This window comes from Legionella jamestowniensis (assembly GCF_001467745.1).
GTDB classification, from domain to species: Bacteria; Pseudomonadota; Gammaproteobacteria; order Legionellales; family Legionellaceae; genus Tatlockia; species Tatlockia jamestowniensis.
On the sequence record NZ_LNYG01000013.1, the window covers coordinates 659,387 to 675,076 of the forward strand.

A 15,690-nucleotide genomic window follows, 5' to 3' on the forward strand; every position below is an offset into this window, starting at 1 on the left:
CCCTATGTAGTCCGCTCTACAGTTATCAAAGGCTCAGGATAAGACTGCAATACACTGCCATCGTATAAATAGAAAGAACAACGTTTATGTTTCCTCACATCTGCAATTACAGAAACCATTTGTGAGACGCTTTGTTTCACAGTAAGATCGCCACGTCCACCACCCATGTCAGTTTGCACTAATCCTGGCGATATAGGAAATGCACAAGGTCTATCGTCAGGAGAGTTTCCCTGAGCTAACCAAATGGATGATAACTCAATATTCCAGTTTTGCATGAGAACATTGCCAGCAGCCTTGCTTGCACGATAAGAACTATACCGCCCTTTAAGATTATGGGAGTAGCTGCTTAGTGTAGAACTAACATAAACAGCGCAGCTATTAGAGTGGAGTAATTTTGCAAATAAGGCACGCATGATATTATCATGGGCAAAGGTATTCACTTCCATTGTTTCACGCAGCTGCTCCTCAGTTTCTATAAGTGGATGAGAGCCTGAAGGGCTACGTATAATACCTGCATTCAAAATTAAAATATCAATCGTTCCATTGATTTCTTCGGCTAAACAAATAATCGCTTGTTTATCTCTGACATCTAAAGAAATCAATTCCAGACTGTTAGAATAACTCGATTTCAATGCCATTAACTCATCACGTTTGCTTTGTTCACGATAGGTTGCATACACGAAACAACCCCTGGACAGATATTCTTGAACAAAACCTAAACCAATGCCACGGTTTCCACCAATGATCACCACTTTAGTCGATTGATATTCCATATGTTTAACTCCTTTAACTATAGCTGGCTCCTCGCTCCGTTGTTTGCAATAGAGGTGTGGTAGGTTTCATAGAGCCCATAGAGGTAGCTACCTGTGAATTGTGAAATGAATTTCTATTGTAACCAAGGGGTTGACGCGGTGTTTCAACATCGATGGATGGTGGGCTTAAATCATCATGTTGCTTTTTTAAACTGAAAAAGGTGTGAAAATCAGTTTCAAACTGTTCAGGGTCTATACCCAAAGCACTTTGTTGATTGGAAGCATATTGGTTAATACCATGCATCAATTCCTCACCTTTCATTTGTTGCAAATAATGAACAATCAAAGACATCTTCACCAGCAGTCGAGCGGCAAGTGTATCATCATTTGCTAATGAACCAAATTTAGCTTGTGATTTGCGCACCACTAAACAAAAAAGATCCATTAAAGGAATAAACGAAAGGATTTGCAAGGTGGGTATTGAGATGCCTTCTAAAGCAGGTCTAATATCATCCCACATCTCATCGGCAAAAACAGTTTTAATGAGTTGCGTACCATTAGCAAATGCGAAAAAGGAAATATAGATGTTTACCAAAGTAAATAGCGCAAATGTTTTAGGGTACATTTGTATTTCCGGAGCCACTTTATCGCCAGTCCAGGTTGTAAAATAGCTATAAATTTGATTAAAAATCCCTGTACCATAAAATGCACATAAAACCGCTGTTGAATAAAGAGGAAGAGCGCCTACACCAATGCTTTCAGAAAGATTTAATCCCTCTAAGAAACCAATATAAATAGGATTAGCAATCCATCCCATACACCCAGCAATCATGATGCCAGCACCTAGAATACCAACTCCACCATTCGATAACATGTGATGCGCTTTATTAACAAAACGACGAAAATACGATTGCTGTACGGAAGGAGGAGGAAGTTCAGGCCTAAGTCTTTTTGCCAGCTCAACAAATTCAATGAATGAAGCACTTTCATGTTGAATTGTTCTTAATGGAGATTCCTCTAGTCCTGCATTAGATCGGCCTCTAACGATGGATTGTATCGCCTTCGAAAGCGTTTCTACGAGTTGATTTTTATATTTTGATTCAATGAGTTGTTGTTCACTCGCTAATCTCAATAACTCAAGCTCTTCTGCAGAAGTACGTGATTTTTTGATTAGAGAATAAAGCTTCTCAAAAGGTAAAACGGGAATACGATAATACCAATACTTCTCTGTAAGTATAATTCCCCAGGAAACTCCATGTAAAATAGCAGAGGACAGTGTTGAGTGAGAAACTGTGAGCCCGAGACACCAGGCTGCATCGCAATTAGGTAAGGGAAATAAATAAACTGCGATGGAAAAAGGCACGACACAAACCAAGGAACCTAAACCCATCTTTAGATATTTCGCAATCAAACTTCCTTTACTTGGTGAATTAATTAATTCCTTGATTTCTGGAGGTATATTTGATTCTGCTTGAATAGTATCAATCAAATTATCGGTGGCATTAATTAAAAATAAAGTATTACTGGCTGGGTTTGAGGCCGCAAAACTATAAGCCATCCAGGGAGCAAAATTTTTTCCGTATTCCCAAGCGGGTGGCCAAGCATAAATACCGCCCGTCCCACCTAAAATTTCTAACAATAACCCAATTTTCTCACTTTTACCGAAAGGGATAGGATCGCCATTCGTTTCTTTTATAAAATGATCATAAAGTGCTTCCAGACCATTAGTACGAGGAGCTAATGCTTTCACTTCGCGTGGGGAATTAATAAAGATTTCTTCTAAAGGATCTTCTTCAAAAGGCTGCGTTGGTTCATTAATTGTTGGTGTTTGCTCGGTTAGTATTTTTAAGGTGTCGGAATCTTTAGAATTGGATTTTTCTTTGCTATTAAACAACCTATACATGATAAAAATTTCCCAAACTGGCTCTTTAAAAAGGCGACAAGTATAAATTAAATTCAGCACAAATACTAACCTTATCCAACCCATAAAATGATATAGCTTTTCATTAGGTAACCAATCGGCACGCAAAAAAAATCACTTAAATTAGAATAAGTTAGCATTAAGTTCTGCCATAACCCGAAGTTACTTCCACATTCGGGTTACGCTTTTCATCCTCTGGTGAACAACCTAGATTGAAATGGTTTGAGGACTATCTAAAAAACCGCTTGCTATGAGGAAGTTAAATTGTTGCTCAATCATTTCGAGATAAGGCGGTGTTGTAATAGGATAATCAGGTGTTATTTCTAGTGTTTCCGCAGGCCCTTTATTCATTGATGAATGAAGTTTGTATACATGAGATAATTTATATAAGGCGTTTTGTTCATCTATGTCACTCATAATTCGATTCCATTCTTCTTTATCCGAGATAAAATCAAATCGATACCCTTTATGTTGAGCAATTTTTAAATAATCAAACCATGAAATTGATTCTGAATTATTTAAATTATAAGAAAAACGCTGTGGCGCTTTAGCTATTTCAACGATGGCTGCAGCTAACAAATCAACCGGCATCATTTCTACCCTGTCTTGGTCTACTATAAACCCTTTTTCAAGCTGTAACATTCCTTTAAGTCGCAACAAGGTATGATTTGTTTCAGGCTCATAAATACCATGCATGCCCGAGACAACATTGCCTGGGCGATATACATGAGCAACCACGCCTCTAATCGCTGCTTCTTGTAATAATTGCTCAGCAACCCATTTTGTAGTGAGATAGCCATTCATATTGAGATAGCCCTCCATTGAAGTACTATCTATGGAAGACAAACGTTCAATTGGAGAAATCAAGCGTGTTGCTAACGTTGACACAAAATGAATGGCTTTATTTTTGTTCGTAACTGCCATTTTAATGATTTCAATCACTGATTGAACATTAGTTTTATAAAGCGTGTTGTAATCATAAACATGATGCACCCAAGCTCCAACATGAAATATCGCATCGACTTCCTGCGTTAACCGCTCATAATTCTGTGCTGCCAAACCTAATTTGCGTTCACCGAGATCACCTAATACAGGAACTATTCTTGCCTTGCAAAGACGAGATTCGAGTCTATATTTTCGCAATTTACCAGTTAGCTTTTCTAAAGCCTCATCAACCGTAGCGGCTCTGATTAGACAATAAATAATGGCATCCGTCTTTTTCAGGAGCTCATCAAGTAAATGTGCACCAACAAAACCAGCAGCACCGGTTAGCAAAATAGATTGGGGATGCTGAACGCAAGGACTATCTGGCAATGGTTTAATTGCTGAATCCAAGACTACATCCTGTTCTAATTTCTCTTTAAACAAATGGATCCTTTGCATTGAAGTCAGGCTGGACTCAACTTGCGCTGCTAAGGATGTAATCGTTGGCATGGCAATGAATTGGCTTAGTGATAACTCTTTACCGATTTTATTGCTGACCAAAGTAAGCATTTTAACAACGAGTAAGGAATTGCCACCCAATTCAAAAAAGTTGGATGAGGCACCCAAATCGTCAATACGCAATTTAAAAATATCGGCCCAAACTGCTGCAATATCCACCTCAAGTGGCGTATTTAACGGCACTACATTTTTCTCAATATTGACTTTATCTTCCACAGTGCCGAGCACCTTTCTGTCGATTTTACCATTAACTGTCATGGGGAATGACACCAGTTCAGTAAAGGTACTGGGTACCATATATTCAGGTAAAAAGGCCTTAAGATGACTTTTAAGATTGGCTACATCAACCTGCACGCCAATCTTTAAGGTATAATAGGCAGCCAAATAAGCTGCTTCTCCTTCACCTTTTAATAGAACGGCAGTATGGGTTATCCCAGGATAACTACCAAGTGCGGATTCAATTTCGCCAAGCTCGATGCGAAAACCACGTAATTTGATTTGAAAATCCTTTCTACCGAGGTATTCAATAGAGCCATCTTCCATCCAGCGACCTAAATCACCGGTGCGATACAAGCGGGTATCTTCGGGCAAGCCTAAAAAATTAGCATAGGGATCTTTGACAAATTTTTCTTGAGTCAAGTCATCACGATAGAGATAGCCTCTTGAAAGGCCGCGACCACCAATACAAATTTCACCCACGATACCAACCGGACACCATCGTAAATGTTCATCCATAACGCACATGCTGAACTCTGCAAGTGGCCAACCAATATTATCCCTTCCTTTATCAATATCAGCTTGAGTTACAAATTTATTATTAGTATATACAGTTGTTTCTGTAATACCGTACATATTCGCTAAACGAGGCTTATCCACTCCGTATTTTGCAACCCAGGGTCTTAGAATTGAGACTTTTAAAGATTCACCAACAAAAGAAACGTATCGTAAATAGTTAAGTTTCTTACTGGATCGCAGGTCTTCATTAATAAACATTTGAAACGCAGACGCAGTTTGCGTCAAAACAGTTACTTTTTCAGAGTCAATGAGTTGATAAAATTGCTTGGTATCTCGCGTTACTTCATAAGGAATTACTAACAAAGTACCACCAAATAAAAACGCGCCCCAAATTTCCCAAACAGAAATATCGAAACAAAAAGTATGGAAAAGACTCCAAACATCCTGTGTTGAAAACTCAAATTGTTTTTTTAAGGACTCAAATAAACAAATCACATTTTCATGAGAAACACCCACACCCTTGGGTTTACCTGTTGAACCCGAAGTATAAAGAACATAAGCTAAATCCTGTGGTTTTATTTTATGCTCGAATGGTTGATCCACAAAATGTGGGGAGTTAACAATGCAATCATCATCCATATAGATAATTCGTTCCGCAGCAAAATCTAAATTCAAGGCATCATGTACTTTATGAGTTAATAATAAGGAGGCCTGGCTGTGATTGATAATGTAATTGATACGCTCTTGCGGATATTTTGGATCTACCGGTACGTAAGCCGCTCCTGCCTTGAGAATACCCAGCATACCAAAGATCATATCTTCATTTCTATCCACACAGAGAGCGACTAAAGTATCACCGCATAGTTCACAACCATAGAGCTGTTTGTATTGATGTCTAATATAGGAAGCCCATTGGTTACTGCGTTCTTCAATTGTTGCATAATCATAGCATTGAGACCCAAAAACCAAACCAATTTCTTTGGGGTGTCGAGTAACAGTTTCTTGAAACAATTCGGCCAGTGAGGTCGTAACGACTCGGTCAAGTTTTGCAGTAAAATACTTCTCTTTCATACGTTGCATTTCAGCTGCATCTAATAAACTTAAGGATTGTACTAATTCTTGAGGATTGTTAAGAATATTTTTTAGTAAAATAGTAAAACTACGGGCAATACGCTCAATGGTTTCACGCTCAAATAACGCATCTCTATATTCAAAATAAGCGGTAATATCATCTTTACTTTCTTCCAACATAAACAATGAAAGATCAAACTTCGCAGTCTTGGAAAAATAATGATGTACTGGCTGAACACTTATCCCCTCAAGCCTTAATGTCACTTTAGCTGTATTAGCCCACACGAACATTGTTTGAATAATTGGATGTTGTCCTGACGCTTTTCGGGCTAAATTTAATTGAGACGCTATATGCTCAAAAGCAACCTCTTGCTTACACAATGAAGAAAAAACGAGTGATTTGACACGTGAAGCCAACTCAAGAAAACTTTCCTGTTCTTTTATAGTAACTCGAATGGGGAGAGTATTAATAAAATATCCCATGATTTGTCGCTCAAGATCATGTTCTCTATTGGCAAAAGGAACACCCACAAGAATATCTTGGCTTCGCGTATATTGACTTAAAAATATGCAATATGCAGCATAAAGCACATGAAACACAGTCATTCGATGTGCTTGTGCAAACTCATTCAATCTATTGCAAGTGGTTTTATCTAGCTTAAAGTAGACACGATTACCTGAAAAAATATCAATTTTCTCTTTACCCTGTGGTGTGGTTAAAAAATTTAATCCAGAGTAACCTTTTAATGACTCAGCAACGGTATTTACTTTTTCCTGGTAAGCTTGTGATAAAAACTGCTTCTGCTCGGTTTGAATGTGATCAAAATAAGAGGGTTTGAATTCTGGTTGCTGAATAGCTTCACCGCGCATAGCCTGATTATAAAATTGATTTAAGTCATCAATAAGAATAGAAAATGAGGTACCGTCTGTAATAATGTGATGCAACACAATAAGCAAAGTAAATTCATCTTCATTCATTTTAACAAGCACTACACGCATTAACGGCGCTTGATCTAAGTGAAAGGGTTTGCTTATTTGCTGGTTAATATAATCTTCAAGTTGTTCATGATTGACTTCATTGGTTACAGTAAAATTCAACTCGGCTTGTTGATGCAGCCATTGAGAAACATTTCCTTCAGAATCTTTAACAAAAGAAGTACGCAAGATAGGATGTTTATCTATTAAAGCCTGAAATGCTTTTTTTAAACTATTGATTGACAAAAATCCTTTTAGCTTATAAATGAGTTGTTCGTTATAGGCCGCTTTCGCTGCACCATCCATAGAATGAATGAACCATAACTCTTTCTGCCCAATCGATAAGTCATATTGTTGTACTTCTAGATCTTGTCCATTTGTAAAAACTATATCAGACATGAGCCACCTTCTTTGTACTTAAATAATGAAGCATTTCTCCAAATTCATTATTTTGGACTACTTCTTCCAAATTCATATCAATGAGAAATGACGTTTTAATATGTTTGAGTAAATCAATAAACGATAAGGAGTCACCACCTAGTTCTAAAAAATGGGAATTTTCAGTAAGTTCTTCAGAAGCTACGCCTAGAACTTTTGACCACATAGCCTTTAATTGTTCTTCCAATGAGGAGTCTGTATCAGTTGAGATACTTTCGTTCTGAATGGCTGCTTCACTAACTCTAAATTTTTTAATTTCATAGTGTTTTTTTATAAAACAATAAGTCGGAATACTTATTTTTCTTGAATAGGTTGACGAACTATGAACGCTACTCCAGAGAACAGATAAGCCATTGGCCCATAACCAGCCCATCAAATGTAAGAAAGAAACGTCCGCATCTCGTCCTTTTTCGAGTTGTAGACTTGCAATGTTGAGCTTACTTTTGTCTAAAGTAGAACCTTTACCGAACTCAACATAAATAAAATGGGAGTGGTCCTCTTCTTTCATCAACTCGTTTTCATTGGCATAAAACTTAATACTTGGTTCGGTTAGTTTTAAGGATAAGACCTGAGTATTTTCTTCTAATAAGGCTGCTAATGCGTCCGCAAAAGAAAAATCACCCATAAGTGTTGTAGCCAAGTAAGCGCCATTACCTTGAGCGATTAATCCATAGGGTGCTATCTTTGTTGAAATTAATAATTGTGACAGTGCGTAATAAATTGAGAACGAAACCAGTATTGAATGTTTAACATGCTGAGCATTCAAAGGCTGCTTTATATCGACATGATACTTTTCTTGAATAATTGTCGCACAAGAATCAAAGGTTTCTTTAAATGCAGGATAATTTTTGTATAAACTTTCATATTGTGCCAATGATTCGGCTGCGAAATCTGCCAGGATAAAAATAACCCGTGGTATTTCATGATAGTCTTTATCATGAAGATAAGACAAATAGACACGCTCATTATCTTTTTGTAAGCGCTCATTAACAATGAAAAAACCTCTTTCTTTAAATTCAGCCCGACCTTCTTGCGCAGTAAAAGCAAGATTACCTAAATTAATTGGTTCAGCGCCATTAATATAGTTCTTTAATTGATTAGCCATTGAATACAGTGATTCGCGACTTTTCGCTGAAAATGGGACTAAAAAGTAATTTTTATTTTCGTGACTTAAATTAACTTGGCAAGATTCTTTGTTGTATTCCTCTAAAATAACATGCGCGTTGGTACCACCTAAACCAAACGAGCTTACTGCTGCACGACGAGGAACACCATTCGATTTCCAAGGCATTGTTTGATTGGAAACCGTAAATAATTTATTAAATGAGGCAATTTCGGGATTTAGTGTTTCAAAATTTAGAGTGGCTGGAAGTATTTTATTTTTTAATGCTAAAACAGTTTTCATTAATCCAAACACACCAGCGGCAGAGTCCGTATGCCCTATATTGGTTTTAACTGAACCAATCATGCAGTTGCCTTCCTGCTGTGTATATTTTTGATATACATTATGAAGCGCAGTCCATTCAATCGGGTCACCTAACTGCGTGCCAGTACCGTGTGCTTCAATGTAACTGATTTGATCAGCAGTAAGATGGGCATTTTTAAGGGCTTTTTCAATAACCGCGGCTTGTCCCTCAACGCTTGGTGCAGTAAAAGCCATTTTAGTTGAACCATCATTATTGATAGCGCCACCTTTAATGATTGCATAAATAGTATCTTTTTGAGTAATCGCATCACTCAGTCGTTTTAAAACCACAACACCCACGCCACTCGTTACCACAGTGCCTTTGGCACGAGAATCAAATGCACGGCAGTAACCATCTGGAGATTCAATCATGTCGTCTTGATAGTCGTAACCATAATTATAAAAAAGCGAGACACCACCAGCTAGGGCCATATCCGAACTATGACTTTTAAGGCTTTCACAAGCCATTTGCACTGAAACAAGTGAGCTTGAACAAGCAGTTTGTAAGGTAATACTCGGTCCTGTTAGATTTAACTTATAAGAGACCTTCGTACTCAAAAAATCTTTTTCGTTGCCAAGAATAGCTTGGAATAAATTAGTTTGTGCAAGAGGTGAACCAAAGATATGATTCATGAAATAATCATTTCTTCCTTGAGTAGCAAAAACGGCAATATCGCCATTAAATTTCTCAGGAATATTCCCGCTAAATTCTAAAGCCTCCCAAGCACACTCTAAAAATTGACGCTGTTGTGGATCCATGATTTCAGCATCTTTCACAGAATAACCGAAAAAATTGGCATCAAAACTAAATGGGTCCTCAAAAATAGCACCCCGTTTTACATAGGTATCACTTGTAATCGATGAGTCACTGACTGAATTTGCACGGAGTTCTTCAGTTGAGAGCTGACGCAAATTAGTCTCTTCGTTAATGAGAAGATTCCAAAATGACTCAGGATCTTTCACGCCTGGAATTCGACAAGCCATTCCTATAACAGCTATCGGCTCATTGAATATCGGCTCTGCAGCAGCACATTGTTCAAGCGGTTGTTCTTCTTGTTTAAACTGATTTTTTTGCGTTGACGAAATAAGCTCGGAAATTCGCTCTGTCAGTTGCGTTAGGGTTGTGTATTGGAACAACTCAACAATATTCAATTTTATAGCAAAGGCATCCTCAAGCTCTTTACGGACCATCATGGCTGCAAGCGAATTACCCCCTAAATTGAAAAAAGACTCCTCTTTACCAAAATTATTAAGATTTAAAATTCTGGACCAGATTTTAGAAATCATTTCCTCAATGGAAGCTGGCTTATCTTGGGAGCTAGACGTATTTTCTGGTTGACATTGAGGAACAGGTAATGCTTTTCTATCTAACTTTCCATTCGTAGTGACCGGTAAAGTATCTAAATAGATAAAGATACTGGGTATCATATAATCAGGTAAAATTGCTGCTAAGTGGTTTCGAAGCAGTTGGTCGTCCAATTGGCTATCAGCTACGTAATAGCCTACCAAAAAGGAAAGACTTTCGTTTTTGTGAAGTATTACAACACTATGTTTTACACCAGGATATTCTAACATCCTGGTTTCTATCTCGGCGAGTTCGATTCGATAGCCGCGTAATTTCACTTGGAAGTCATTGCGGCCAGCATATTCGAGATAACCATTGGGTAACCATTTGACTAAATCATTTGTTTTATAAATGCGGGGGTAATGTTCGCCGCTTTGTTGAAAAAAGGGATTCGAAATGAACCGCTCTTGCGTCAATTCTGGCTTATTTAAATACCCTCTTGATAAACTAGGTCCGCCCACATAGATTTCACCAATCATCCCAATCGGTACCAGTTGGAGATGTTTATCAACCACTACGCCTACGCGATTTGAGTAAGGTCTTCCGATGGGAACTGAATTCAATAAACTAAAATCTTCATTAAGCGCATAGGTAGTACAAAAAGTACTGTTTTCAGTGGGACCATAGGCATTAATTAAATTCTTGGGCTTGTAGGGGGAGTTCATTAAATTAAGCATTATATTTTTAGTTAATGCTTCGCCTCCGACTAATAAAAATTTTAATGGAGCAAATACGGTTTCATCCAGCGTATACAGTAAGTCGAACAATGCCCTTGTAATGAGAAGGATAGTAAGATTTTTTTTATCAATCGTTTCTTTAAATAGAATCGGATTAGACAACAGTTCAAAAAAATTATCTGGAATAAATAAGCGAGCTCCATTTAATAAAGAACCCCATAGCTCAAAGGTCGTCGAATCAAAAGAAACGTCGGAAAAAAAGGCCATCGTATCCGATTCGTCGGCGTAAAAATAATTCGCACAAATGACTTGTGCAATGACGTTAGCATGTTGCGCTAAAACCCCTTTGGGTGTGCCAGAGCTTCCAGATGTGTAAATAACATAAGCTAAGTCAGTTGGACTGAGTTGGATATATAAGTTAGCAGCGTTTTCGTTTAAAAATAATCGCTCATCAAGCACAATTTGTTTAAGATAACCATGATCACGCTTAAATTGTGCAGATGAAAGACGCTCGGTCAAAATAATTTTGCTATTAATGTCAGTTAATATATGTTCGATACGACTTGTCGGATAATCAGGATTAATCGGAACATAAGCGCCACCCGCTTTTAGTATGCCTAATATCCCTATAATAAAATCAGCACTGCGTCCGACACTGATTGGAATTAATGTATCGGCTTTTAATTCCTCTTGAGTAATTAATTGGTATTGCTTTCTGATATAACGCGCTAATTGATTCGCCAATTGGTTCAGTTGGGCGAAACTAAGCACGGTGTCTTTGTATTCAATGGCGATATTATTTGGCGCTTTAGCCACTCGTTCTTCAAACAATTGACATAATGTTTTGAATTCATAAGACATTGTTTCAACTGCTTTAGAATCATAAACTAGTTTTTTGTAAGATTTGGCTGACAAACAGGATTCATCAATGCCAATTTTTTCCATGAAATTTATATTATTTGATGACATTTAAAACTCTTCCTGATTGAAATTCCGATGTACTAAAGCCCTCTTGAGTTATCAACACTGCCTAAGACGATTGTCCATTAGCATTTGCAAGGCCTAGGGCTTTATTTTTTGTCATTGATTTACGCAGTGCAACGAGACTTAAAATGATGAGCAAAGCACAAAATAAAAAGGCAATGCCTGCCCCATAAAAATTCAAGCCACCGGTTAGTAAAGGGCCAACACCCCATGTAATGGAAGATAAGGCAGCAACTACACCCATCACTCGTCCTTGCCAATCACTTTCTGTAGTATCTGAAATAAGGGTTAACAGTGCGATATACATTAATCCCGTAAAAGCAGAAATGCAGGTAAATAAAATGACGTTTAAGGTAAAGGATTGAATACTAAGAGAGATAACAAGGTAGGCTAGCAATTGAACAAACAAAGCTAAAAAAATAACTTTTGTCTTTTCAAAATAATTAAAGAGATATTTACCACCAAACATCAAAGTAAGCGAAAAAATAATCGCTTCGAAACTCAATATAAGATCAGTGGATGAGTTTTGAGAAGGAAAATATCGGTTCAAAAAAACTGGAATATCGGAAAAGAATAAACCAAAAGCTACCATGGAAAATAAAACGGCTTGTAAATAATTGCTCAAAATTGGTTTGCAAAAAGCAACTTTAATATTTGCAAAGTCTTTTATTAAATTGAATTGATCTTTTGATTTTTTGGGTGTGTAAGTTTCTTTAAAGAAGAATTGAATACTTAAATACCCTAGGGCACTCATGATTGCTCCAATTAGAAAGGTAGAAGCACCAATAGGTCCCATATTAAAATGCATCAGCCCACTGCCCAGAATAGGTCCCAGAGAAAAGCCCAGGCAGTTCGATAACATTAAAATTGAAAGATAAAATGATTTATTCTGAGGTGTACTGATGTCTACTGCTGCAGCCTGTGCTACAGAGAGAGAGCCCGCTGTCATCCCAGAAATAATTCGACCAAAAATTAAAAACCAAATACTACTTAAGTAACAACCTAGTGCACTCAAAATAAAGCCACTGGTTAAACCTAACATGGAAATTTTTAATCCAGGCTTACGGCCGTAACGATCAGCAATACCACCCAGGACAGGGGCAAAGAAAAACATAAACACACTATAAATAGCTAATAAAAATTCATACAACATGTATCTTGAAGTCGATGACACTGTTTCAGGTATGATATTAGAATTACCTTTAAAAAAGAGTGCGGCAAAAATGGAGAAGGCTATACCCCATCCCATTGAATCTACAAAAACAACCCAAATTAGGGATGCTATACCTTTTTTATTATTCATAGTACATTCTCCATATGCATGCACTTTTTGAACAGTGCGTTCTTAGCGAAGGCATTATATACATTTACAACATTTAGTTGCAACGCAATTGTTCAAGCAGCAAACGGTTGTGAGAGTACATTTTTAGGGTTGCGAGCAGTTTTTTTTTTGAGTATGAATCTCAATGAACAAGGACTTAGCTCTAATTTTTTTGGCTTATGGATTTAATCATGACAAATTTATTTACTTCACAAATTCACCCTCCTACGGCATCAATCGAGCCTGCATTTTGGTTCATTTTTCACGGTGAAGAAATTCTTCTAAAGGCTAATCAAATTCCTCTGCTTTTAAGTCTTGACGAACTCAACCTTACTCTGGAACGTCAAATTTATTTAGGGATGTACGGCTCTATCTCTTGTTTCGCTGTGCAACTTAGTCATTTGCCTGTTTCCTTAGCGCAAGATTTAACTTTTCAGCATATTCGTCAAGCACATGAAACGCTGGAGAATGACGATTTATTTCAAGTGGTTTCGCGAAGTAAACAATTATTACACTGGGACAGGAGTACACAGTTTTGTGGGTATTGCGGGCAAAAAACGCACTATAGCAATAAGGAACGGGCAAAACTCTGCTCTGCCTGTCATACTTTAGTTTTTCCACAAATATCGCCAGTCATGTTGGCGTTAATTTGGCGCGATAATGAGATTTTATTGGCGCGATCTCCGCATTTTCTGCCAGGAATTTATAGTATATTAGCCGGCTTTGTTGAGCCCGGAGAAATGCTTGAGCAGACTGTAAGACGAGAAGTGAAAGAAGAAGTGGGACTTACCATAAAAAACCTGCAGTACTTTTCTTCACAACCTTGGCCCTTTCAAAGTAATTTAATGTTGGGATTTATCGCTGAGTATGACAGCGGGGAAATCCAAATTGATTCGACTGAATTGGAAGACGCACAATGGTTTTCTCTAGATAGGCTGCCTAAGTTGCCTAAACCAATTAGTCTTTCACGACAAATGATTGATAAGTATTTGGCTATTCGGATTAAATAAGCCTAGTCTTAGGCAGGCTATAGAGTGAGTTCCGTGTTCCTTTTTAAAGGGGTTAAATTAAGTTTTTGCTCGACTTCGTCAGGAGTCATTTCTTTATAGCGCACGATAAAATCCTCTTGATGAACAATGCGATAATTACCGTTTTTTAATTGGCATTGTACTAATTCATTGCCAGGAAGTAATTTGCCCACATAGTGTTGACTGACGACTTTTCCTTGAGCCATTTTTAGCTTTGTGGAAACACGACCTTCATTGAGTAAACGCGCATCGATATCTATTTTCATATCGTCTAAGCCAGAAAAAATTTGTAATGTATGAGTAACAGGCCCACGAGTATCATGTGGATCTTTAGCTTCAGTATTGGCATAACCAGTGTCTCCATTAATAAAGACGACTTGATCATCATCACTTCTTAAAATTGCAGGATGATCACCACAAGGTTGATGCCCGGTAAGCACTAAAGAAATCTTATTTTTGGTTAAATAGGTGCTGACCTCGGGAGGTATAGAAATAAATTTTCGGTTATCATCGAGCATTGATGCGGTGACTATGGTTCTAAATGGAGCAGGAATATTCATTGAGAATGTATCTAACGGGGAGCTGGCAGCACGTAATTGTAAAGGTAATTCTCCAGGGCATGAATCAGCCCATTTTTTAACCTCTGCTCGGAACCAGCAATTAAACTGACTTATCCATAGTCGAGCATTACTGATCGGCTCATCAGTAGGGATCATGCCAGGAATGCGACCAATGTTAATGGGTGTTAAGCCGCCATGAACAACTAAAATTTCTGTATTTGGAATAATGGCAGCAACTTGAGCGTGTTTCAGATAATCGCCGATCAGTCCATTGGGTGACGTCATCTCTATAATGCTGTTAAGTATCATACCCTCTGAAATCTCATCGATTCTTTTCCCTAATTGCGTTGCTAATTCTTGCGCATGGTAAGCAAAGGTATGAGAGCAACCTAAATTCTCCTCAAGCATCCAATTCAAATAAATAAGCTGACATTCTTCTATATTTAATGATTGTATATAATCGATTAGTTCAGTATGTCCCTGCGCTGATTTGCCTTTTTTAAGCATGTGCTTTTTCACATAATCTGAGGGAATTGTATGAGGGCGCGATTGCAACCAATAAGGGGCTGTGCCATTGATTAGACGCTCACGAATATATTTGGGGTGTAATTCCGTATGAAATCGAGTTTTACTGGCTTCTCGATTGCCCGCTAACAAAAATACTCGGTCTGGATAACGCTTTTTGAATGAAAGCAACTGCTTAAGTAATTTCACGTCTCCTGGGCCTCGATCAGTCAGGTCACCTCCATAAACAAAGAAAGGATTTACTGCGGAGGGCTGAAAAGTTAGCTGCCCATGCTTATCAAATTCTACGAGATGGCTGCGTGCAATGGAGTTTGCAAAGGATGGGTAATGACCTTCACTATCTGTTATATGAAGAACACTGGTCGAAATACGACGACCATTTAGGCCGACGCTTCGTCGATATACGGCTCGAAACATAGAATAAATCTCCTTAGCTCATTCTAAACCCAA

General features: G+C 37.9%; 7 protein-coding genes. 1 reads left to right on the forward strand and 6 read right to left on the reverse strand.

Annotated elements, in window-relative coordinates:
• Positions 1 to 2: 2 nt before the first annotated feature.
• From Ljam_RS07315 to Ljam_RS07335, 5 genes are all read right to left on the reverse strand, one after another.
• A complete protein-coding gene (locus Ljam_RS07315; protein WP_058449462.1) occupies positions 3 to 773 on the reverse strand; it encodes an SDR family NAD(P)-dependent oxidoreductase in 771 nt (256 codons plus the stop codon).
• 13 nt (positions 774 to 786) lie between these two features.
• A complete protein-coding gene (locus tag Ljam_RS07320) occupies positions 787 to 2,655 on the reverse strand; it encodes a hypothetical protein (protein ID WP_131762320.1) in 1,869 nt (622 codons plus the stop codon).
• Between the two features lie 225 nt (positions 2,656 to 2,880).
• Positions 2,881 to 7,296 (reverse strand): non-ribosomal peptide synthetase family protein, encoded by a 4,416-nt coding sequence (locus Ljam_RS07325; RefSeq protein WP_058449464.1) that lies wholly within the window; start codon positions 7,294 to 7,296, stop codon positions 2,881 to 2,883.
• Positions 7,289 to 11,791, reverse strand: coding sequence for an amino acid adenylation domain-containing protein (locus tag Ljam_RS07330; RefSeq protein ID WP_082651601.1), 4,503 nt, complete (start codon positions 11,789 to 11,791; stop codon positions 7,289 to 7,291). The genes Ljam_RS07325 and Ljam_RS07330 overlap by 8 nt, the downstream gene beginning before the upstream one ends.
• 61 nt (positions 11,792 to 11,852) lie before the next feature.
• Positions 11,853 to 13,109 carry an MFS transporter gene (locus tag Ljam_RS07335; protein WP_058449466.1) on the reverse strand — a complete coding sequence of 419 codons (1,257 nt, stop codon included), beginning with the start codon at positions 13,107 to 13,109 and terminating at the stop codon, positions 11,853 to 11,855.
• A gap of 209 nt (positions 13,110 to 13,318) precedes the next feature.
• On the opposite strand from Ljam_RS07335, the gene nudC reads away from it, so the two are divergent.
• Positions 13,319 to 14,137, forward strand: a complete 819-nt coding sequence (nudC, locus tag Ljam_RS07340; RefSeq protein ID WP_058449467.1) for an NAD(+) diphosphatase — start codon at positions 13,319 to 13,321, stop codon at positions 14,135 to 14,137.
• 17 nt (positions 14,138 to 14,154) lie between these two features.
• Here nudC and Ljam_RS07345 read toward each other — a convergent pair whose 3' ends face one another.
• Complete coding sequence (locus tag Ljam_RS07345) at positions 14,155 to 15,657, reverse strand: metallophosphoesterase (RefSeq protein WP_058449468.1); 1,503 nt, start codon at positions 15,655 to 15,657, stop codon at positions 14,155 to 14,157.
• Between the last annotated feature and the right edge of the window lie 33 nt (positions 15,658 to 15,690).